Source organism: Methylobacterium sp. BTF04 (assembly GCF_010692745.1).
Classification (GTDB): Bacteria; Pseudomonadota; Alphaproteobacteria; order Rhizobiales; family Beijerinckiaceae; genus Methylobacterium.
The window spans coordinates 20514-39124 of record NZ_JAAHTB010000018.1 but is presented as its reverse complement, the minus strand read 5'-3'; the positions used below and the strand labels follow the sequence as shown (position 1 = coordinate 39124).

The 18611-nt window shown below is 68.1% G+C and carries 21 protein-coding genes and 1 pseudogene; 6 read left to right on the top strand and 16 right to left on the bottom strand.

The window, feature by feature from the left end; translation table 11 throughout:
* Positions 1-53: 53 nt before the first annotated feature.
* On the bottom strand, positions 54-842 hold the full coding sequence (locus G3T14_RS12770; protein ID WP_163642930.1) for a VOC family protein: 789 nt from the start codon (positions 840-842) through the stop codon (positions 54-56).
* Positions 843-1068: 226 nt separating this feature from the next.
* Here G3T14_RS12770 and G3T14_RS12765 point away from each other — a divergent pair, with 226 nt between their 5' ends.
* Entirely contained in the window at positions 1069-1515 is a 447-nt protein-coding gene (locus G3T14_RS12765) for a MarR family winged helix-turn-helix transcriptional regulator (protein ID WP_163642929.1), read from the top strand.
* A 116-nt stretch (positions 1516-1631) separates the two neighbouring features.
* The gene (locus tag G3T14_RS12760; protein ID WP_348645266.1) at positions 1632-2087 is read left to right on the top strand and encodes a hypothetical protein; all 456 of its coding nucleotides are present in this window, start codon (positions 1632-1634) and stop codon (positions 2085-2087) included.
* Here G3T14_RS12760 and G3T14_RS12755 read toward each other — a convergent pair.
* Positions 2084-2299: a hypothetical protein gene (locus G3T14_RS12755; protein ID WP_163642928.1), complete on the bottom strand. Its 216-nt coding sequence runs from the start codon at positions 2297-2299 to the stop codon at positions 2084-2086. The genes G3T14_RS12760 and G3T14_RS12755 overlap by 4 nt on opposite strands.
* A gap of 199 nt (positions 2300-2498) precedes the next feature.
* Here G3T14_RS12755 and fae point away from each other — a divergent pair, with 199 nt between their 5' ends.
* Positions 2499-3038 carry a formaldehyde-activating enzyme gene (gene fae / locus G3T14_RS12750; RefSeq protein ID WP_163642927.1) on the top strand — a complete coding sequence of 180 codons (540 nt, stop codon included), beginning with the start codon at positions 2499-2501 and terminating at the stop codon, positions 3036-3038.
* Between the two features lie 34 nt (positions 3039-3072).
* Here the strand turns inward: fae and G3T14_RS12745 are convergent, their stop codons facing one another.
* Both G3T14_RS12745 and G3T14_RS12740 read right to left on the bottom strand, forming a co-directional pair.
* Positions 3073-3516: a hypothetical protein gene (locus G3T14_RS12745; protein ID WP_163642926.1), complete on the bottom strand. Its 444-nt coding sequence runs from the start codon at positions 3514-3516 to the stop codon at positions 3073-3075.
* A gap of 44 nt (positions 3517-3560) precedes the next feature.
* Positions 3561-6896, bottom strand: coding sequence for an error-prone DNA polymerase (locus tag G3T14_RS12740; RefSeq protein WP_163642925.1), 3336 nt, complete (start codon positions 6894-6896; stop codon positions 3561-3563).
* A gap of 327 nt (positions 6897-7223) precedes the next feature.
* Here G3T14_RS12740 and G3T14_RS12735 point away from each other — a divergent pair, with 327 nt between their 5' ends.
* The gene (locus tag G3T14_RS12735) at positions 7224-8336 is read left to right on the top strand and encodes an alpha/beta hydrolase (RefSeq protein WP_163642924.1); all 1113 of its coding nucleotides are present in this window, start codon (positions 7224-7226) and stop codon (positions 8334-8336) included.
* A gap of 34 nt (positions 8337-8370) precedes the next feature.
* On the opposite strand, the gene nudC is transcribed toward G3T14_RS12735, so the two are convergent.
* From nudC to G3T14_RS12695, 8 genes are all read right to left on the bottom strand, one after another.
* Positions 8371-9276, bottom strand: a complete 906-nt coding sequence (gene nudC / locus G3T14_RS12730) for an NAD(+) diphosphatase (protein WP_163642923.1) — start codon at positions 9274-9276, stop codon at positions 8371-8373.
* A gap of 3 nt (positions 9277-9279) precedes the next feature.
* Positions 9280-9696 (bottom strand): HIT domain-containing protein, encoded by a 417-nt coding sequence (locus tag G3T14_RS12725; protein WP_163642922.1) that lies wholly within the window; start codon positions 9694-9696, stop codon positions 9280-9282.
* Between the two features lie 99 nt (positions 9697-9795).
* Positions 9796-10575, bottom strand: a complete 780-nt coding sequence (locus tag G3T14_RS12720) for a molybdopterin-dependent oxidoreductase (RefSeq protein ID WP_163642921.1) — start codon at positions 10573-10575, stop codon at positions 9796-9798.
* Positions 10572-11213, bottom strand: coding sequence for a cytochrome b/b6 domain-containing protein (locus G3T14_RS12715; protein WP_163642920.1), 642 nt, complete (start codon positions 11211-11213; stop codon positions 10572-10574). The genes G3T14_RS12720 and G3T14_RS12715 overlap by 4 nt, the downstream gene beginning before the upstream one ends.
* A gap of 198 nt (positions 11214-11411) precedes the next feature.
* Positions 11412-12011, bottom strand: a complete 600-nt coding sequence (locus G3T14_RS12710; RefSeq protein WP_163642919.1) for a hypothetical protein — start codon at positions 12009-12011, stop codon at positions 11412-11414.
* Between the two features lie 82 nt (positions 12012-12093).
* Positions 12094-12699: a hypothetical protein gene (locus G3T14_RS12705; RefSeq protein ID WP_163642918.1), complete on the bottom strand. Its 606-nt coding sequence runs from the start codon at positions 12697-12699 to the stop codon at positions 12094-12096.
* 105 nt (positions 12700-12804) lie between these two features.
* Positions 12805-13665 carry a universal stress protein gene (locus G3T14_RS12700; protein WP_163642917.1) on the bottom strand — a complete coding sequence of 287 codons (861 nt, stop codon included), beginning with the start codon at positions 13663-13665 and terminating at the stop codon, positions 12805-12807.
* A gap of 86 nt (positions 13666-13751) precedes the next feature.
* A complete protein-coding gene (locus G3T14_RS12695; protein ID WP_204262837.1) occupies positions 13752-14825 on the bottom strand; it encodes an acyltransferase in 1074 nt (357 codons plus the stop codon).
* 292 nt (positions 14826-15117) lie between these two features.
* On the opposite strand from G3T14_RS12695, the pseudogene G3T14_RS12690 reads away from it, so the two are divergent.
* Positions 15118-15354: pseudogene (locus G3T14_RS12690) on the top strand (DUF4142 domain-containing protein); the annotation flags it as partial.
* A gap of 73 nt (positions 15355-15427) precedes the next feature.
* On the opposite strand, the gene G3T14_RS12685 reads toward G3T14_RS12690, so the two are convergent.
* The 3 genes from G3T14_RS12685 to G3T14_RS12675 form a co-directional block, all read right to left on the bottom strand.
* On the bottom strand, positions 15428-16099 hold the full coding sequence (locus tag G3T14_RS12685) for a carbonic anhydrase (RefSeq protein ID WP_163642915.1): 672 nt from the start codon (positions 16097-16099) through the stop codon (positions 15428-15430).
* Positions 16100-16174: 75 nt separating this feature from the next.
* Entirely contained in the window at positions 16175-16690 is a 516-nt protein-coding gene (locus tag G3T14_RS12680; RefSeq protein ID WP_246733307.1) for an NUDIX domain-containing protein, read from the bottom strand.
* A 152-nt stretch (positions 16691-16842) separates the two neighbouring features.
* Positions 16843-17586 (bottom strand): DUF429 domain-containing protein, encoded by a 744-nt coding sequence (locus tag G3T14_RS12675; protein ID WP_163642913.1) that lies wholly within the window; start codon positions 17584-17586, stop codon positions 16843-16845.
* 108 nt (positions 17587-17694) lie between these two features.
* Between G3T14_RS12675 and G3T14_RS12670 the strand changes: the two genes are divergently transcribed.
* A complete protein-coding gene (locus G3T14_RS12670; protein WP_163642912.1) occupies positions 17695-18093 on the top strand; it encodes a DUF3775 domain-containing protein in 399 nt (132 codons plus the stop codon).
* A 42-nt stretch (positions 18094-18135) separates the two neighbouring features.
* Here the strand turns inward: G3T14_RS12670 and G3T14_RS12665 are convergent, their stop codons facing one another.
* Positions 18136-18513 carry a hypothetical protein gene (locus G3T14_RS12665; RefSeq protein WP_348645265.1) on the bottom strand — a complete coding sequence of 126 codons (378 nt, stop codon included), beginning with the start codon at positions 18511-18513 and terminating at the stop codon, positions 18136-18138.
* Positions 18514-18611: the final 98 nt, after the last annotated feature.

The following is an 18611-nucleotide window of genomic DNA, read 5'->3' as shown; positions in this document are numbered from 1 at the left end:
ACCGTTCAGGAGAGGCCCTGCGCGATCGTTCGCCGGTCGAGCCCGGCTGGCCCCTACCGATCCGCCGTCGTCAGCGCGAACAATGCGCCTTGCGGGTCGAGGCCGTGCAGGATCCAGGCGCCGCCCGGCACCTGATGCGGGCCGTTGAGGACCTGGCCGCCGGCCTCCGTCACCCGCGCGGCGGCGGCGTCGATGCCCTCGACCGTGAAGTAGTACAGCCACATCGGCGGCCCCTGCATCTGCGGTGGCTTGGTCATCAGGCCGCCCTCCGCCTGCTCGCCGCCCATGGCGAAAAGCTGGTAGAGGCCCATCGGCCCGAGATCGATCGCCTCCGTCGGCGTCCACCCGAACAAACCCGAATAGAAGGCGAAGTCCGTCACGCGGTCTCCCGCATGCAACTCGCGCCAGCCGACATTGCCGGGCGCAGTGGAGCCGACGGGCGGTGGCCGGCTCCCATCCGATGGCAGCCCCGGCGCGAACAGTACGAAGGCCGCCCCATGCGGGTCGGCGGCCACCGCAAAGCGCCCGATGCCGGGACTGTCCGCTGGCGGCCGATGGATGGCGCCGCCGTCTTCGCTCACCCGCCGCGCAAATGCGTCGACATCGTCGACGGCGATGTGGCCGATCCAGCCGGGGCGGCCGCCGGAAGCGCGAGCCTCCTCGGGCAGTTCCATGAGGCCGGCCACCGGCGTCGCGCCGGCGGAGAACCGGGTATAGGCCATGCCCGCGACGTCGGCGGGCGCCGCCTGCCACCCGACCACGCTCCGATAGAAGGCTTCGGCAGCGGGCACGTCGCTGGTCAGGAGTTCGTACCAGATGAACTGTCCGTCGGGTGCCGGCATGGAGCGTCTCCGTCTGGATGGGATCGGGGGCGTCGCGCGAACGGAAGTCAGGCGTCGCAGTCGCGTTGCAGCCTTGCGCTATCGATCCGGGTCATCGTCATCATCGCCGCCATGAACGAGACCGCGGTGGCGGAGGCAGCATTCCGGCCCCGTGAAAGACCGGCCGGCGCGGTTGAATCTCGGCGATTCTCTTTGACAAATAAGTTGATGTCAACGTAGCTGGGCCATGTCGAAGCCGATCGCCGTGCCGTTCGAGACGACCCTGCGGGTGCGCGATGCCTGCCTGTGCCTTCACGTCCAGCGCGCCGCGCGCGCGCTCGCGCGCCGGTTCGACGATCTGCTGCGTCCGGTTGGGATCACCCACGGGCAGTTCTCACTGTTGATGGCGCTCAATCGGCCCGATCCGCCGGGCGTCGGGGCCGTCGCGTCGCTGCTCGCCATGGACCGTACGACGCTGACGGCGGCGCTGAAGCCGCTGGAGCGGCGCCGCCTTGTGACGATCTCATCAGACCCGAAGGACGGTCGCGGCCGGCTACTTGGCCTGACCCCGGAGGGCCTGGCGCTGCTCGTCGCAGCTGTTCCGATCTGGGAGCACGCCCATACGGCGATCGAGGCGCGGATTCCGGATGCCGACCCGGAGCGCTTTCGCGCAAGCCTGCGTGCCCTGGCCTGAGGACGCGTGCACCGAAACCCGTGAGAGTGTGGCCGGGCAAGGCTTGACCGTGGGAGCGCCTGCGCTTCAATGCCCATCGAGACTTTGGTGAGACGAAAAGCAGGGGCGCCCCGATCGTGTACCGGTTCACCGGCCCCTCCCTCGGCCCATTGGCCGCCATCGCCGCGATCGGCCTCCTGGTTTCGGGCTGCACAGGCTTTGCCTATCTGTCGAAGACCTATGTCAGCCTGACGCCGCAGGTGGTCACCATCGGCTGCAAGGACCCCTACGAGGTCTACGACCAGCGCCGCCTCCGCAAGATGCTGATCGTCTCCAACTCCCTGCGCGAGATCACCGGCTGCGGGATCGACGACCGCCTCGCCGGCGGCGACCCGGCCTTGACCCGCGCCAAGCGATTCCGCGAGGCGGCGCGCGCCTATCTCGACGAGACCGTGCGCGAGGATTGCCGGATCACCGGCGAGACCGTGTTCACCGACCTCCAGACCGAGTTCGCCTATAGCTGTGCCGCACCGATCGAGCCGCGCGGCACCAAGGTGCCCCGTCTGCCCGGCCGCAGCCGCGTCGGGCTTTAAGTATCGCCGGCTCCCGGCATCCGTGGAAACGTCCGCTCCATCGCGTCGCCTGAGGCGGCGAGGAGCGCGCGTGCCAGGGTGCGGGCCTCGTCCCGGTCGAGGCTGAGGATCGCCGTGACGGGCTTGCCATCGAGATTGGGTAAGCCGATCTCAAGGCGCACGCCCTCGGCTGCGGCCGCCACCGACAGGCTCCAGTCTCGGTTCGTGCCCATTGCGCTCATTGGCTCGATGCCCCCGTCGCGTGCGATTCCCGAACCGATCCGCCGCGTCGGCCCTGCATGACCGATCCCACCCCACGATGCCAGTGGCCGCGCCGCCTCGATTGACGCCGTGCCGCCGGGTGGTGTTTGTGCGCCCCGATCCATCCCGGCGACCGCCCGGACGATGCCGCTTCCCCGAGAGGATGATTCCATGTCCGAAATCTGGTTCCGCACCGGCGAGGCGACCGTACTCGCCGCCGAAGGTCAGTACACCGACGCCATGCCGGAGGTGCTCATCGGCTCCACCCGCGGCCCGGCGGGCCACGCCTTCGCCGGCATGATGGGTCAGGTCCAGGGCCATACCCGGATGTTCGTGGTGCGCGACCTCAACCAGCTCGTGCGGCCGTCGACGATGATGACCACCAAGGCCACGATCCACACCGCCGAGTATGTCGAGCTCCTCGGCGGCGTGGTCCAGGCCGCCACGGGCGATGCCATCATCGACTGCGTCATCGAAGGCGTGCTTCCGAAGGACGGCCTCGACGACCTGTGCATGATCATCATGATCTGGCTCGACCCGCGCTGCGCCGAGGACGAGTCCCTCGACCGCAAGGACCTCTACCGCACCAACTACGAGGCGACGAAGCTCGCCATCGCGCGGGCGATGAAGAACGAGCCGTCCATCGACGAACTCATCGCCAACCGCAAGACGGTGAAGCACTACGCCCTGGAAGACGTGATCGAGTATTAATTCTTTCGCGAGGGGGGCGGGTCTGCCCACTCCCTCACTCCGGCGGGATGCGCCCCACCGAGCACAGGGTGCGGATCGCGCCGGCGCGGTCGGTGTAGCAACTGGCCGACCAGCCGTTCTGCTGGATGAAGGATTTGCGCCCCTCGCTCAGCGCCGTGGCGTGAGCCTTGGCGATGGCCGCCTGCACCGCGCTCGCGCTGTCGCCGACCACGGCCTGCCCCGCGATGGCGAGATCCTGAAAATACGCCGCCGAGGGCGTCGGATCGCTGGAGGCCGCCTGGACGATGGGCTCGGCCCGGCAAGTGAGGTCGATCTTGATCCCGCCCGGCACCCGAATGTCGATGCTCGGCCCCTGACGCTTGCCCACCTTGGCGCCGATGGATGCGGCGACCTGGGCGGCGAGCCCATCGCACTCGTCGGCGGCCCGGGCGGCACCGGCGGTGATGAGGAGGAGGGCGGCGAGGGTTGAGCGAAGCATGGCCGCACTCTCGTGGAGCCTCTCGTCCGTGTCGAGGCCCACCATCAATAGAAATCCCGGCTGCGATAGACCCGCCGGTCCGGCGGTGCGCCGAAATCGTTGGTCTCGGGCGGCAGGGGTAGCCCGCCCTCGCGCAGGGAGCGCAACTCCGGCGACAGGTCGCGAAAGCGCTCGGCCAGGAGATGGACGACGAGGCCCTGTCGCTGCACCCGCCCGCGCACGGCCAGGAAGCGCGCGCCCATCGCCACCGCACGGTTGGCCTCGAACACCTTGGCCCAGACGATGACGTTGGCGATGCCGGTTTCGTCCTCCAGGGTCAGGAACACCGTCCCACGCGCCGTGCCGGGGCGTTGGCGGGTGAGCACGAGGCCCGCCACGGTGACGCGGGCGTTGCCGGGCACCAGGCTTACGTCATGATGGTCGCGGGTGGGGATCGCGCCGATCCGGGCGAGGCGCGCCCGGAAGAACGCCACCGGATGGCCCTTGAGCGAGAGTCCGGTGGCGGCATAATCCTCCGCCACGTGCTCCGAGGAGCGCATGACCGGCAGGGCCACCGCCGGCTCGGCCCGAAACAGGCCGTCGTCGGCATGGAAGGCGAAGAGCGGCAGCGGCGCCTCCAGAAGGTGGGCGCGCCGGTCCGTCGCATTGCGCTGTGCGGCCTTGCGGCTCGCGGTTCCCTCCAGGGTCCGCACGGCCCACAGGGCCGCGCGTCGGTCGAGGTCGAGGGAGCGGAAGGCGTCGGCTTCGGCCAGGCGTTCGAGGGCGTTGCGCGGCAGGGCGAGGGCCGCCTGCAGACCCTCGATGGTGGCGTATCCGTTACCCCGCAGGGCCACGAGGCGGCGCATGGCGGCGCCCGGCACTCCACTGACCTGTCTCAGGCCGAGCCGCACGGCGAAACGCCGCTCGACGCCGGGGGGCGGGGGCAGGCGAGACGGCTCCAGGGTGCAATCCCAGTCGCTGGCATTCACGTCGACCCCGCGCACCTCGACGCCGTGGGCGCGGGCATCGCGCACCAGCTGGGCCGGCCGATAGAAGCCCATCGGCTGGGAATTGAGGATCGCGGCGAGGAAGACGTCGGGGTGCCGGCATTTCATCCAGGCCGAGGCGTAGACCAGCAACGCGAAGCTGGCCGCGTGGCTTTCCGGAAAGCCGTAGGTAGAAAACCCCTCGATCTGCTTGAAGCAGCGCTCGGTGAAATCGCGCGGGTAGCCGCGTGCCACCATGCCCTCGACGAATTTGGTGCGGAAATTCACGATCTGGCCGTTGTGCCGGAAGGTCGCCATCGCCCGGCGCAGGCCGTCGGCCTCGGACGGAAGGAAACCGGCCGCCGTGATCGCGATCTGCATCGCGTGTTCCTGGAATAGCGGCACGCCGTAGGTCCGCTTGAGCACCGCCTCCAACTCGTTGGCCGGCCCGTGCTCGGGCGCCGGGGAGGGGTAGATCACGGGCTCATCGCCCGAGCGCCGGCGCAGGTAGGGATGCACCATGTCGCCCTGGATCGGGCCCGGGCGGACGATCGCCACCTGCACCACGAGGTCGTAGAATTCCGTCGGCTTGAGCCGCGGCAGCATCGACATCTGCGCCCGGCTCTCGACCTGGAACACGCCCACGGAATCGGCCTTCGACAGCATCGCGTAGACGTCCGGCTCCTCGGACGGCAGGTCGGCCAGCGTCGGGTAGTCGAGGCCGTAATCCTTGCGCAGGAAGTCGACCCCGCGGCGCAGGCAGCTCAGCATGCCGAGGGCCAGAACATCGACCTTCATCAGGCCGAGGGTATCGATGTCGTCCTTGTCCCACTCAATGAAGGTGCGGTCCGGCATGGCGCCGTTGCCCACCGGAACCGTTTCGTCGAGGCGTCCGCGCGTGAGCACGAACCCGCCGACATGCTGCGACAGGTGGCGCGGGAAGCCGATCAAGCCATGGGCGAGGTCGAGGGCCTGCCGGATGCCCGGATTCTTCGGGTCGAGCCCGGCCTGGACGATATGCGCGTCGGGCAGCCCGTCGCCCCAGGAGCCCCATACCGTGTCGGCCATCACACCGGTGATGTCGGGGGTGAGGCCCAGCACCTTGCCGACCTCGCGGATGGCGCTGCGCGGACGGTAATGGATCACCGTGGCGCAGATCGCGGCGCGGTCCCGGCCGTAGCGGTCGTAGAGGTACTGGATCACCTCCTCGCGCCGCTCATGCTCGAAATCGACGTCGATGTCGGGCGGCTCCGCTCGGTTCTCTGAGATGAAGCGGGCAAACAGCAGCCGGATTTTGGTCGGGTCCACGGCTGTGATGCCGAGGCAGTAGCAGACCACCGAATTGGCGGCCGACCCGCGGCCCTGGCACAGGATGCCCTTGTCGCGCGCGAATTCGACGATGTCGAACAGGGTGAGGAAGTAGCGCGCGTAGTCCATTTTCGCGATGAGTTGCAGCTCCTCGACGATTGTGTTCACGATTTGTTCTGGAATGCCATCGGGATAGCGCCATTGCGCGCGGTGCCAGACCCGGTCGGTCAGATAGGCTTGAGCGGTGAAGCCGGGCGGGACCGGCTCGTCCGGATATTCGTAGATGAGTTCCGACAGCGAGAAGTCGCAGGCCTCCGCGATCTCGGTCGCGCGCGCCAAGGCGGCCGGGTGGTCGGCGAACAGGCGCGCCATCTCGGCTGCTGGCTTCAGGTGGCGCTCGGCGTTGGGCTCCAGCCGATAACCGGCCCGATCCAGGGTGCAGCCCTCGCGGATACAGGTGACGATGTCCTGCAACGGCCTGCGCGCAGGGTGGTGGTAGAGCGCGTCCGACACCGCCACCAGAGGCGCGCCGACGCGGGTTCCGAGTTCCGCGAGAAGTCCCAGACGCCGCCGCTCGTCGCCGCGGCGGCGATGACTCCCGGCGAGGCTGACCCGGCCCGGGGCATGATCGGCCACGATCGCCAGCCGCGTTTCGAACGCGTCGAACGCGCACGGATCTTCCGGCGGAATCGCGATCAGCATCTGGCCTTCGCAGGCGTCCAGCATCTCGGCGAAACCGAAACGGCATTCGCCTTTTACGGAGCGGCGGTTGCCTGCGGTGAGCAGCCGGCACAGGCGGCCATAGGCGGGCCGGTCCGTCGGATAGGCGATGATCTCGAACCCGTCTTCGGTGACGAGGCGCACGCCGGGCAGGAAGCGGACCGGGGTGTTCTCGCCCGCGAGACGCTTGGCTTCCGCATGTGCGCGCACCACGCCCGCCAAAGTGTTGCGGTCGGCGATCCCGATGGCCGCTAAGCCGAGTTCGGCTGCGCGCGCCACCATCTCCTGCGGATGCGAGGCGCCGTGCAGGAACGAGAAATTCGTGGTGACGGCCAACTCCGCATAGGCCGATACCGGATCGGGCGTGCCTGTGGTCGGTGTGTCCATGCCCGGTTCGCCGCGTGCATCCCGGTTCGAAGGAATCGAGATATTCCTCGGTTAGGAATGCCGTCATTGCGCAAGGAGTCAAAGCGACCCGCGCGCGCAGGTACCGCGAACGGAGCCAATCCGACCGGATTTCCCGAACTGTGTCCCAGACGTGCAATGGCATCGAGACGGGCCCATGCTGTCATGGCCCAAAGAATCATCGACAAATTCGAAACCGAAAGCCCATCAAAACGCACAAAATCTCACAAATTCGATCCGAATGCAGTCGGCCGGCAGCGCGGATCCGACCGTCATCTCACCGCGATCGAGAAGCCGAGGAGACTGACGATGAGCATCATCGCGGCGCAGGGGCGGATCGATGGGACCCGTCGCAGCTTCTGCGGGGGCGCGGCCCTCACGGCGGCGCTGCCGTTCGGCCTGGCCGGAACGGTGGCAGCGCGTAGTGCCACGCCGCAACCCAACCCCCTGCTCGCGGCCGGCCCGAACCCGTCCACCGGCTTCGCGGCCCTCAAGCAGATCGATGCGGGGCCGTTGAACGTCGGCTATGCGGAAGTGGGCTCGGCGGATGGTCCGGCCGTCCTCCTCCTGCACGGCTGGCCCTACGACATCCACAGTTTCGTCGATGTCGCGCCCGTGCTGGCAGCGGCCGGGTATCGGGTGATCGTGCCGTATCTGCGCGGCTACGGCACGACGCGCTTCCGCTCCGGTGACACGCTCCGCAACGGTCAGCAATCGGTCCTGGCCGCCGACCTCGTCGCGTTGATGGATGCGCTGGCGATCCCGAAGGCGGTCATCGGCGGCTTCGATTGGGGTGCGCGTACGGCCAATGTCGTGGCAGCGCTGTGGCCGGAGCGCTGCAAGGCCATGGTCTCGGTGAGCGGCTATCTGATCAGCAATCAGGAGGCCAACAAGGCGCCTTTGCCACCGCAGGCGGAACTGGCGTGGTGGTACCAGTTCTACTTCGCGACGGAGCGCGGGCGTCTCGGCTACGAGGCCAACCGGAACGATTTTGCAAAGCTCATCTGGCAGAGCGCGTCGCCGCAATGGACTTTCGACGATGCCACGTTCGACCGATCCGCCCTGGCCTTCGCCAATCCCGATCACGTCGCGATCGTGATCCACAATTACCGCTGGCGGCTGGGGCTGGCCGAGAGCGATCCGCATTACGACGCCCTGGAACAGCGTCTGGCCGGCGCCCCGATGATCACCGTGCCGACGATTACCCTCGAAGGCGATGCCAATGGCGCCTCGCACCCGGCGCCGGCGGCCTATGCGGGCAAGTTCTCCGGCCCCTACAGCCACCGGACCCTCACGGGCGGCATCGGTCACAACCTACCCCAGGAGGCGTCTCAGGCCTTCGCGCCGGCCATCATCGACGTGGACAAGACGTGCTGCCGCGCGGGAAGCGGAAAGGATCTCGGCGCCAGCCGGCGCTTTTAAGCCAGGGGCGGCATCCGCGTCCGGGGTCGGTCGCCTAAACCCGCTCCTCCACGAACGCCCGCATCAGCGTGTGCGCGATGGCCATGGGGGGCGGCACGCTCAGACCCGCTTGGTGGTTCCCCGCGATCATCGCCGCCACCGCCTCGCGCGAGAACCAGCGCGCGTCGGCCAGTTCCACCGGGTCGATGACGATGGTCTCGTCGAGGGCGTCGGCGATGCAGCCGATCATCAGGGAGGACGGGAACGGCCAGGGCTGCGAGGCGTGGTAGGCGACCGTGCCGACGCGAATCCCGACCTCCTCGAAGGTCTCGCGACGCACGGCATCCTCGATGGTCTCGCCGGGCTCGAGGAAGCCGGCGAGGCAGGAATACATGTCCTCCTTGAACCGCGGCGAGCGGCCGAGCAGACAGGTATCCCCGCGCCGGATCAGCATGATCACCACCGGGTCGGTTCGCGGGAAATGATGCGTCTCGCAGGCCGGGCATTCCCGGCGGAAGCCGCCGGCGGCGAGGGTGGTGGCCGCACCGCAATTGGCGCAGAAGCGGTGGCGTGCATGCCAGGCGAGGATCGACTTGCCCGTGGCCAAAAGCCCGAGTTCGTGAGACGCGACGACGCCCTCGGCGGCGAGGCTGCGCAGGTCGATGGCGCGGAAGGCCGGATCGGCCTCATAGGTCTCGGCCATCTCCGCCGGAACCGCGACGGCGAAGACCGGCCGGCCATCGAGACGGCCGAGGTAGAGCGTGACGCTGCGCTGGTCGGCCCGCGCCGCCTGCTCCGGCGTGAGAAGCGCCGTGCCGGCCGTGACGACGATGCGATCGCCGGCCAGCACCACGAGGCGCGCGCCCGGATCGTCGGTGGCCGGCACGGCCTCGGGGCTCTCCGCCGAATGGCGCACGAGCCGGCTGTGGGCATAGCCGAGAGCGTCGAGGGGATCGGCCATCGCTCAGGCTGCCGCGAACAGGGCGCCGATGCGCTCGATCATCTGGGCGCGGGCATGGAGTGGGTAGGGGGTCGGCGTGCCGATGCCCCAGATCGGCTTCGGCCAGGCCGGATCGGACAGGAAGCGGCCGATCACGTGGACATGGAGCTGGGGCACGACATTGCCGAGGGCAGCGACGTTGACCTTGTCGGGTTTGGCGAGGTCCAGCATCACCCGGGTGGCGATCCGCATCTCGTCCATCAGGGCGTGGGCGTCCTCCGGAGCCAGATCGGTGATCTCGCTGGCGCCGGGGCGGCGCGGCACCAGGATCAGCCAGGGAAACCGGGCATCGTCCATCAGCAATACGCTGCACAAGGCGAGATCACCGACATGGACGGTGTCGGCGGCCAGCGTCGGATCGAGGGTGAAGTCGGTGCTCATCGCTCGGCTACGTAGAGCGGAAGCCGTGCCGATGCGAGGGGGCAACCATCGACGGCACCACGGTGCGTCTCGGAAACCGGATCGGCAGACCCGCGCAGGTCAGATCCCGCTGAACCAGTTGTAGCCCTGGTCCTCCCAGTAGCCGCCCGGATAGTCGTTGGTGACAAAGACGCTGGCGATGTATTTCGGGCTCTTGAAGCCGAGCTTCGTCGGGACGCGCACCCGGAGCGGATAGCCGTATTCCGGTGCGAGTTCCTTGCCGGCGAAGTCGAGCGCGAGGATGGTCTGCGGGTGCAGGGCGCTCGGCATGTCGAGGCTGCCGTAATAGCGGTCGGCGCATTTGAAGCCGACATACTTCGCAGTCAGGTCGGCGCCGATCCGCTCCAGGAAGGTCTTGAGCGGCACCCCGCTCCATTGCCCGATCTGGCTCCAGCCCTCGATGCAGATGTGGCGGGTGATCTGGCTTTCCTGGGGGAGGGTGCGCAGCTTCGCCAGGGTCCACGGCGCCTTGTCGGCGACGAGGCCCGAGACGTCGAGCTTCCAGTCGGCGCCTTCGACATCGGGGATGTTGTCGGGCGGATAGAAGGCATTGAAGCGGAACGGCGTATCGATCATCGAGGCCGGGTAGGTCGGCGCCAGGGTGTTCGGGTCGAACAGCCAACCCTGGACCCGGTCGTTAAACTTCGACATCGCCCACAGCACCCGATCGGCAACGTTGCCGTTGGAGCCGGTGGAGAGGTCGCAGCCCGAGAGCAGGGTGAGCGCGCCGAGGGACAGGCCCGAACGCAGCAGCGTCCGCCGCTCCAGCTTGACCAGATCCGGTTCGATGTCGCGGCGCAGGGCCTTGAGGCGGGCGGCGGTCTCGGGATCGCGGGTCATGGTCGGGTCTCCGCCGTTGTCACGCGGGCGCGGCCGGTGATCATCGCCACGAGGGTGCTCGGCACGATCAGAACCAGGGCGAGGTGGAGAAGAATGAAGCCGACGAGGCCCGACATCGCTATGAAGTGCACCCGACGCGCCCATTCGTAACCACCGAACAGGCCAGCCAGGCTCTGGAACTGGACCGGCTTCCACAAAGCGAGGCCGGAGGCGAGGAGGAGAATCCCGAGCAGGAACGCCACCACGTAGGCGAGGCGCTGCACCGCGTTGTACTGCCCGAGCCGGTGGGCGAGCCGCAGACGCAAGGCCGCCCGCGCATCGCGCCACACGGCGGCCGGGCTCACGGGAAAGAAGGTCCGCGAAAAGTGGCGGGCGAACAGGCCGTAGAGGGTGTAGGCGAGGCCGTTCAGCGCAAACAGCCACATCGCCGCAAAGTGCCAGGCCAGCGCCCCGCCGAGCCAGCCGCCGAGCGTCGCCCATTTCGGAAATTCGAAGGGGAAGAACGGCGACGCGTTGTAGATCGCCCAGCCACTGAACAGCATGCAGAACACCGCCACCGCATTGATCCAATGGGTGATCCGCACGATGAGCGGATGGATCACGATGAGGCGTGACGGCGTGTCGGGGACGAGCGTCATCGTGGCTTGCCTTTGAAGATGAGCGACGCCGATCCTATCGAGCGCGCGTCCCTCCCCCCTTTGCGGGGGAGGGTGGGCTTCGCGTCAGCGAAGGTCGGGAGAGTGGGGCACCTTCGCCGGATAGACCGGTAACCTGGCCCCCATCCTGCCGAGCTCCACCAGAAACCCTCCCCTGCCAACAGGGGAGGGTCAGGCGCATTACATCGACGGGACGGTTCCGTTGCGGCCGACGATCAGGATCGCCGCGCTCAGCTTGCCGTCTGCGCCCTTCTTGGTGAAGGCGACGAGCTTGGCGCCGGGGACGACGATGCTCTTCTCGCCGGGATCGACCAGGGTCACCGGCACGTCGTCGGGCACCATGACCTTCTTCTCGCCGCCCTGGTACTTGACCAGCATGGTGCGCCCATCGGTGCCAGAGAGGGTGCCGACTGCGCCGTTGGTCATGGTGGTGTTGGCGCCGAGATCCCACGGGTAATGCCCGTCGGCGGTGCCGCGCAGGGAGGCGGCGAACACCGTCACCTGCAGCGCCTTCTGCGAGCCGTCGGGCTGCGGCACGGCCGCCGTGCCGATGTAGCTGTCGGGCTTCACGTCAGTGAGCTTGCCGGTGCTGGCGGACAGGATCTTGGTGTCGCCGGAGAAGCTGACCATCAGCGGCTCGCCGGTGCGTGGCTTGATCGTCAGGGTCGTGCCGTCGACCTTCTCGATGGTGCCGCGATAGCGGACGATGTCGTCGGCGCGCGCGGCAGTGGTGGCGATGGCGAGCGTCAGGGTCAGGCCTGTGAGGACGGACTTCATCATGGCGTTACTCCTCTGGGGTCGTTTCTTGGTGGATATGGTCTGAGGTAGAGGGCGCACCGGCGGTGCGCCCGAGGTGACAACCCTACATGGGCGGAACGGTGCCGTTCTCGCCAACCACCATTCTGTCGGCGACGGCGATCCCGCTGGCATCCGCCTTCGTGAACGCGACGATGCGGGCGCCGGGCTTGATCAGGCTTTTGTCGCCGGGAGCCAGGGCCACCACCGGCACGTCCTCGGGAACCGTGATGGTCTTCTCGCCGCCGGAATACTTCACCGTGAGCGTCCGATTGCCGGTGCCGGCGAGCGCGCCCACCGCGCCGTTGGTCATGGTGTTCTCCTTTTCGAGATCCCATGGATAATGGCCGTCGCCGGTGCCGCGCATGCTCGGCGCGAACACCGCGACCTCGAGGGCCTTGAGGGTGCCGTCGGGCTGAGGGGTTGCGGCGGTGCCGATGTAGCTGTCGGGCTTGATGTCGGAAAACTGCGCCTTGTTGGCGCTGGCGACCCTGACCGAATCGCCGAGCTTGACCGTCACTGAGTCGCCGACACGCGGCTTGATCGTGATGCTGGTGGCGTCCGCTGCCGCGATGGTGCCGCGGATACGGACCACCGGCGCGTCTGCGGAGGCGGGAAGGGCGGAGACAAGCCCGAGACCGAGAAGTCCGGTAAAGAGGGCAGCTCTGTTCATTCGGTTTCCTTCCGGATCGACCGGCGGTCGATTGCGGGCGGAACCTGCCTCGATTTACCTATGTGCGCAAGTCAATTGCGCGCTACCCGGATGACGGTCCGCGCGTCAATGCGCCATCAGCATCGGAATGGTGGCGTGGCTGAGCAGATGGCTGGTCGGCCCGCCGAAGATCATCTGGCGCAAGCGGCTTTGGGTGTATGCACCCTTGATCAGGAGGTCGCAGCCGAAGGATTCCGCCTCCGTAATGAAGACCTCGCCGGGGGTGCGCCGACCGGCGGACAGGGCACGGTGATCGGCGGCGATCCCCTCGCAGGCGAGCGCGCGGGCCAGATCCTCCGCACTCGGCCCCGGCACGGTGCCGCCCTCGACGCTGAGCACCCGGATGCGTTTGGCCTGGCGCAGGAACGGCATCGCGAAGGCCACGGCGCGGGCGGTCTCGGTGGAGCCGTTCCAGGCGATCAGCACTGCCTCGCCGAGCGTCGCCGGGGCGATGGGCGGGGCGAGCAGGATCGGTCGTCCACTCTCGAACAACGCGGTTTCGAACGTCGTCATCCGGGGTGCGCCGTCCTCGGAGCCGGGGCGGCCAACCACCGTGGCGGTGAACAGGCGGGCATACTGGCCGAGGAAGGCGTCCCCGGCCGGCACGTCCGGGCGCCAGCGGTAGCGCGGACCGGCGGCCGCTACCGCCTCGGGGGTGCAGGGGCCGATCTGGGCGACCGACACACCGGCCTGTTCCATGAACGCGACGAAGCGCCGGCCGGCCGCCTCGGCCTCGGCGAGGTCTGCCTCCTCGTCGCGCAGCCACGTCATGCCGCCCACCATGTCGACGGGAACGTACTCGGCGAGCGCCGGGCGCAGGGACACGCCCTCGACGAGGCTGCCGAACCGGCGCGCGGCCAGGAGGGCGGTCTCGAACACCGAGGGCAGGCAATCGTGGAGGGCCACCGGAACGAGGAGAGTCTTCATGGCCGGCACGCCTCTGTCGCGAGCTGTAACGTGCCCGTGACGCTAGTGCGATTTGGGCCGCCCGCAAACTCCCGGCGTCGCGCCGATCACACGGTTTTTTGCAGGCGTGGCGCGGGATCGAGCCAGCGGCGCAGGGTGCGGGTCAACGGTTGCTCGACGAAGCGGGCGGCGGCGAGAGAGATCACGATTGCCAGGGCGACCATCAGCGTAATGCCACCCCAGGGTCCGAGCACGGGGGCGAGGCCAAGGCGCAGGATCGCCTCTCGCGCGCCGCGCAGAACGAAGGGATGAAGCAGGTAGAGGGCATAGGAGGCATCCCCCAGCGCGATCAGCGCCCGCACCGGCCGGCTGGTCTCATCCATCCGCCCCGGGCTGCCGAGGGCGGCGGCGGCGACGAGGAGCAGGGCCGGAATCCCGTAGGCCAGCGGCCGAGCGAGATCGGTGACGGTACCGGCGCTCGCGAGAAGCACGAGGCCGGCGGCCGCCAGGCCGAGACGCGGGAGGAACGCGAGGCGCAGGCCTTCCGCACGGACGAGGCCGATGGCGGCGCCCAACGCGAATTCGAGCACGATCGGGTCGCTCCAGAACGCCAGCGGTGTCGGCAGTCCCGCGACGAGGAGGCCGAGGGCAACCAGTCCGCTCAAGGCCACGCACAGCCACGCGAAGGCGGCGCGCCGGCCCCAGCCGAGGCCGACCGCGAAGACGAGGTAGAACGCCATTTCGTAATTCAGCGTCCAGCCCAGCGAATAGAGCGGCTGGATCAGTCCGTCGGCCCTGAGGGCGGGCCAGAATAGGAATGCGGCCGCGACATAGCCCGGCACCAGGTTGTCGCCGCCGTTCAACAGGGCGGGCGTCCGCCACGCCACCACCAGGTAGAGCGTGGTGACCAGCCAATAGAGCGGGACCAACCGGGCGACCCGGTGGGCGAGGAAGCGCGCCCGCCCGCCCGGCTGCCCGTATAGCGATCGAGCCGCATGGACGATGATGAAGCCGGAGATGACGAAGAACACGTCGACCCCCGCCCGCCACGGCAGCATCGTGCTGCCCAAGAATGGCGTGCCGACGCGCGTGGCCAACGTCGCCGCCTCGAACTGGGCATGGTGCATCACCACGAGGAGCGCCGCGAACGCCCGCAGGATCTGAATCGCGACGAGCTTCATGACGCTGCGCCACCGCAGCCAACGCATTGTGAAAGATAGAGCGTAGACGCTTCGTAGTCGCGTTCGGTCGGTGAGAAGATCAGATTTTGAGCGGAGCTCAGCGTGTCTGTCGTCGTTGACGGAGAGAGCGCGACAGGTGCAAGCGCTATAGGACGTTTCGGCCACGATGATCTTATTCGCAAGTCGTTAAAGCCCGATCGAGAATAAAGATAATCATGCCACCCCGGCTTTTGCCCAGGGGATGATGGGCGGTGATTTCCGTATGGACGCGATGCAGGCCAATAGCTTCGAGATCCAGCCGAACCGGAAGCAGCAGGCAATGCTCGCCGAGCTGTCGCAGACCCCGGCCGGTCCTCATTTCGACCGCCTGTATGGGTCGATGCAGGTGACATCGCACGAAATGGCGATCGGCCTGTGTCAGTCCTACGCCTCCGGCGGCCCGAACCCGGCGTTGCGCACCCACGCCGAGCAGGCGCTTCCGGTGCAGCAACATTACCAGATGGCCCAGCGTCTGCCGGGCGCCCGCTAAGCCTGAACCATCGGGTCCGCCGCGCCGACATCCGCGTCACGAAGCGAGCGCGCGGATGTCGTGGGGCAGAGGCTCACGCCTCCACGCAGCCGATCAGCGACGTCGGCGAGATCGTCTGGCCCTGGCGATCGACGGCGGCCTTGAACACCCCCGTTTCCGGATCTCGCAGCAGAAGCTCGCCACGGGCGATGCCGAAATGGGCGCCGTGGAGCGCAAGCTTGCCACTCAAGACGCGCTCGCGGACGAACGGGAACGTCATCAGGTTTTCGAGGCTCTGCGCGACCATCGCGTATTCCAGTCGCGTCAGGTAGTCCGGCCCGTGCTGCTCGCCGACCTTCTCGGCGGCTGGCTTCACAAGCGACACCCACTTGCCGATGAAGTCACCCTTGGAGAGCGGCTCCGACGGGTTGGCATAGGCCTTGATGCCGCCGCAGGTCGCGTGGCCGAGCACGACGATGTGCTTGACCTCGAGCGACTGGACGGCGAATTCGAGCGCCGCCGAAGTGCCATGATAGTCGCCGCCCATTTCGAAGGGCGGGACGATGTTGGCGACGTTGCGGACGACGAACAGCTCTCCCGGCCCGGTATCGAAGATCACCTCAGGCGAGACCCTGCTATCGCAGCAGCCGATGAGCAGCACTTCCGGACTCTGGCCCTCGGCGAGCTTGACGTAGCGCTTGGCCAGGTCCGGCAGGCGTCCATCGAGGAAGGAGCGGTAGCCTTCGGTCAGATTTTCAGGAAACATGCGGTCCTCTTTCAGGGCTGGGATCAAGCCTCGGCTTGGCGCCGACTTCGGCTGGGCCTTCGATAACGGCCATCTTCACATACCGTGCCACGACAACACCACCGGCTCGGCCGGAAAGGTTCCGGCGGCGACCTGGCGCGCGAGGGCGGCCAGACCCGAGGGCTCGATCCGGTCGGTGGTGGCGTCGAGTTCGTCGAGCGTCCACCAACGCGTGCCGAGCACTGCGTTGTCCTCCGTCTCCGCCAGCCGGCTGGTATCGATCTGCGCGTCGGGGAGCCGGACGACGAAGTAGCGTTCGCGGGCGTGGCGCGGGGTGCGGAACAGGTGGAATGGTCCGTCGCAACGACCGACCTGCGGGCCGATGGTGGCATCGGCCACGCCGATCTCCTCGGAGAGTTCGCGCCGGCATGCGGTGACGTGATCCTCCCCCGTCTCCAGGCCGCCACCGGGCATGAACCAGAACGTCCGCGACTCCGAAATGGCGGCATCGACCGGCCCTGCCGCCACGTAGGCAATCAGCAGGAGACGGTCCTGCGGATCGAACACCAGGGCGCGCGCGATATCCCGGAACGGCGGCGTGGCGGCTGGCATGTCAGGGCTCATGCCACCGCTTTAGCCGGTTTTTCCGGAAGGTGGACCCGGCAGGGGTCAAGAAACGCGATCGCTCGAAACCAGAGCTTCGATTTCCGCTTCAGAAGAGCGGCGTGCCGGCAACGAAAGCGTGGATCGCCGGGGGGGCGAGGCTACCCGCAGACCCGTGCCGGCGCCCAGATCACCACGGGCAGGCCGTACGTATCGCGTCCCGGCGGATCGGGCATCGCCTGTGCGCGCCCGAGGACGATGTCGCGAGCGACGATTAGTGCCGCCATGGCGTCGAGATGATCGTCGGCGCCGATCCGCGACGGTGACGGAGATGCCACCAGTGCAGCGGGCAGGCCCGCGGCGATCAGGAGGGCCCGGCGCTCGGCCAGACCCGCCTGGCGCAGCGGACCCTTCTTCGGCGCGGCCAAGGGACGGTCGCGGTTAAGCCGCCGGAAGGCGATCTCGGGATGGACCTCGTGCAGTCGGTCGACGAGGTCTCTGCGCGCGCGAAGCAGGACATCGACCTCGCGGACGTAGCGCAGGATGTTCCAGCACTGGATCGATGGCGCGAAGGGCGGGTCGCTGGTGGCCCGCGAGAGCGCCTTGGCGGACTCGTAATCGGGCGCATAGACGGCGGACCGCGCCGGGACGGGAAAGACGCTGGCTCGACCGGCCTGCAGATAGACGCGGGCGGCCCGGTCTGCGACGCGCCCGCCGGCCTCGACCCGGTCGGGCAGGCCGATGGGCACGTCGATTCCGACGCAGACCGGCGCTTCCGGACCGTCGAGAACGTCGGCGACGGTGGCGAAGCGCTCCGCCCGGTACCGCGTCGGGTCGTCGAGATCGAGCAACACCCCCGCCCAGGCGCCGCGGCAGCCGTCGAGGCCGGCGATCCAGCGCGTCACGGTCGGCTCCCTGGTCGACCGCATCGCTCGCCGAACCCGAGGGGCGCTGGCGGGTTGTGAGTGCTCAAGGCCACCGCGAACGGTGGCCGCTGCATTGGGACATCGTTCATGGACATCGCCGTCGACAAGGTCACCGAGATCATCCTGCGGGTTCGTGCGATCGCGGTGAAGGAGGGAGCGACCGATCCCGATTCCGGTTCCAATCCCATCGATGACGGCTCCACCGACGTGCTGGTTTCGGGCACCGACGACGCCACCGAGCAGGAGGTGAGCGGCATGATCGGCAGCCTCAACGACGACGAGCGCGCCGATCTCCTCGCCCTGTTGTATGTCGGGCGCGGTGACATGGAGCCAGAAGACTGGTCGGAGGCGGTGCGTTTTGCCCGGGAGCGCGAAGCGGCCGGCGAAGGCGCGTTGCGCGAAATTCTCGGGACGCCGAATGCCGGCGATCTTCTCGACGAGGGCATGGCCAATCTCGGCATCACTCCCGACCTGCCGCAGGCCTGACGTCATGGGGCAGCCCCGGCGTGACGCCGGGGCTGCCTTCACCTAATGGCAGGGCATCGCCAGTGCCGCGTCGGCGACGAACCCGGCGGTGTCGCGCAAGCTCTGTGCGTAGCGTGGGCTTTTCGCAACGGTCTCGGCCTCGCTGTGCAGCCGCGCATTACAGGAGCAGGTCGGCAGCTCTCCCCGTGCGGGAGAGCAGGCATCGTGGTGCATGCAGGCCTCGTCGAGGGCATCGACGGGCGGACGCGGACTGCGATTGCCGGGACCGCAGTAATTGCCATGGATCAGCATGGTGCCGTGCGCGACGTCGATGAACGGCGTCTCCTGGGCGCTGCCCGGCGCGGTGGTGGCGAGCGACAGCGCGATGGCGAGGCCGGTCAGGCGGATCGTTCGGAAGCGATGGTCGGCTATGGTCGTCACGGTCTATTCCCGTTGGTAGCAGCGCCCTCGTCGACCAAGATGGAGTCGGCCTCCGGTTCGACAAGTCTCAGGTCCGGCAAGATTATCCGATGATCCCA

Excerpts from the sequence above, each read along its gene's own strand:
- G3T14_RS12770 (WP_163642930.1), bottom strand. The coding sequence starts at position 842 with ATGCCGGCACCCGACGGACAGTTCATCTGGTACGAACTCCTGACCAGC.
- G3T14_RS12765 (WP_163642929.1), top strand. The coding sequence starts at position 1,069 with ATGTCGAAGCCGATCGCCGTGCCGTTCGAGACGACCCTGCGGGTGCGC.
- G3T14_RS12755 (WP_163642928.1), bottom strand. The coding sequence starts at position 2,299 with ATGGGCACGAACCGAGACTGGAGCCTGTCGGTGGCGGCCGCAGCCGAG.
- fae (WP_163642927.1), top strand. The coding sequence starts at position 2,499 with ATGTCCGAAATCTGGTTCCGCACCGGCGAGGCGACCGTACTCGCCGCC.
- G3T14_RS12745 (WP_163642926.1), bottom strand. The coding sequence starts at position 3,516 with ATGCTTCGCTCAACCCTCGCCGCCCTCCTCCTCATCACCGCCGGTGCC.
- G3T14_RS12740 (WP_163642925.1), bottom strand. The coding sequence starts at position 6,896 with ATGGACACACCGACCACAGGCACGCCCGATCCGGTATCGGCCTATGCG.
- G3T14_RS12735 (WP_163642924.1), top strand. The coding sequence starts at position 7,224 with ATGAGCATCATCGCGGCGCAGGGGCGGATCGATGGGACCCGTCGCAGC.
- nudC (WP_163642923.1), bottom strand. The coding sequence starts at position 9,276 with ATGGCCGATCCCCTCGACGCTCTCGGCTATGCCCACAGCCGGCTCGTG.
- G3T14_RS12725 (WP_163642922.1), bottom strand. The coding sequence starts at position 9,696 with ATGAGCACCGACTTCACCCTCGATCCGACGCTGGCCGCCGACACCGTC.
- G3T14_RS12720 (WP_163642921.1), bottom strand. The coding sequence starts at position 10,575 with ATGACCCGCGATCCCGAGACCGCCGCCCGCCTCAAGGCCCTGCGCCGC.
- G3T14_RS12715 (WP_163642920.1), bottom strand. The coding sequence starts at position 11,213 with ATGACGCTCGTCCCCGACACGCCGTCACGCCTCATCGTGATCCATCCG.
- G3T14_RS12710 (WP_163642919.1), bottom strand. The coding sequence starts at position 12,011 with ATGATGAAGTCCGTCCTCACAGGCCTGACCCTGACGCTCGCCATCGCC.
- G3T14_RS12705 (WP_163642918.1), bottom strand. The coding sequence starts at position 12,699 with ATGAACAGAGCTGCCCTCTTTACCGGACTTCTCGGTCTCGGGCTTGTC.
- G3T14_RS12700 (WP_163642917.1), bottom strand. The coding sequence starts at position 13,665 with ATGAAGACTCTCCTCGTTCCGGTGGCCCTCCACGATTGCCTGCCCTCG.
- G3T14_RS12695 (WP_204262837.1), bottom strand. The coding sequence starts at position 14,825 with ATGAAGCTCGTCGCGATTCAGATCCTGCGGGCGTTCGCGGCGCTCCTC.
- G3T14_RS12685 (WP_163642915.1), bottom strand. The coding sequence starts at position 16,099 with ATGTTTCCTGAAAATCTGACCGAAGGCTACCGCTCCTTCCTCGATGGA.
- G3T14_RS12680 (WP_246733307.1), bottom strand. The coding sequence starts at position 16,690 with ATGCCAGCCGCCACGCCGCCGTTCCGGGATATCGCGCGCGCCCTGGTG.
- G3T14_RS12670 (WP_163642912.1), top strand. The coding sequence starts at position 17,695 with ATGGACATCGCCGTCGACAAGGTCACCGAGATCATCCTGCGGGTTCGT.